Origin of the sequence: Sphingomonas parapaucimobilis NBRC 15100 (genome assembly GCF_000787715.1) — a bacterium.
GTDB classification, from domain to species: Bacteria; Pseudomonadota; Alphaproteobacteria; order Sphingomonadales; family Sphingomonadaceae; genus Sphingomonas; species Sphingomonas parapaucimobilis.
The window spans coordinates 1-989 of record NZ_BBPI01000071.1 but is presented as its reverse complement, the minus strand read 5'-3'; the positions used below and the strand labels follow the sequence as shown (position 1 = coordinate 989).

At 76.0% G+C, this 989-nt stretch carries 1 protein-coding gene; it reads right to left on the bottom strand.

All coding sequences use genetic code 11. The features are described from left to right. Positions 1-12: 12 nt before the first annotated feature. A partial coding sequence (locus SP5_RS19540; RefSeq protein ID WP_052811551.1) for a hypothetical protein occupies positions 13-989 on the bottom strand: 977 nt, incomplete at its 5' end.

Genomic DNA, 989 nt, shown 5'->3' with positions numbered 1-989 from the left:
GACCCCCCGACCTCACCCCCGCATCACATGCGGACGCGCGGCGACCTGATCGTACATCCGCCCCGGCTGGTCGAGCCAGATCGGCGACAGCTTGCTGGAATCCGTCCGCTCCAGCCCGACCGCATAGGCGCAGCGGGACACGCCCCAGTCGGTATGCGCGGCGGCGGCGAGGATCGGCACGAACATGGGGCGGCCCGCCGCGTCGATCACATGGATCGCCTCACGCGGCAGGGCGGTGACGCCGCGCACGGTACGGCTTTCACCCGGTGCCAGCGCGAAGGGCGGAACGATCGGGCGACCCTGCGGCTGGTGCGCCAGCTCGATCAACTGGGCGTCGAGCCCGCTATGGGCGCTGAGCAGCCGCAGGTCGACCGCGACCCGGCCGATCGGCGTCGCACCGCTATTATGGACCGTCACTTCGGCTTCGATCGTGGCCGACAGCATGTTGAGGCCGACGCGGACCGGCCGTGCCTCGACCGCCAGGAAGCTGGGCTCGGGGGGCAGGGACGGGGCGGCGGGCTGGGGCGGCGTCGGTTCCGCGCGCGGCGTCGCGTCGGGCACTGGTGTTGCGTTGCGCGGCGGCGCGACCGGCTCGGCGGCGGCGCGCGACGTCGGGGCGGGGAGCGCCGGAACCTTGCGGCTGCGACGACCCAGCCAGATGCCGATGGCCAGCGCCGCCAGGCCCGTGCCGATCAGCAGCGGCCAGAAGGGTAGCCCACGATCCGCGTCATTCTGCTGCTCGGGCGAGGCGGTGCCCGGCGCGGCGATGGCGGGGGCCTGTTCGTTGGCGATGGTCACGCCGTCGACGCCCGGCTCGGTCCCGCCGACCGGCTGGGCCTCGCGGTCGGGCAGGCGCGTGGCGGGGGGCTCGGGCGAGGGGGCCGGGGCGGGCGTCTCGACCGGGGTCGGGCTGGGCGTCGGCGTGGGGGTCGCGCGCGGGATCGGCCGGGGCGTCGGGGTGGCGCGCGGCGTCGGCGTCGCGGCCGGGG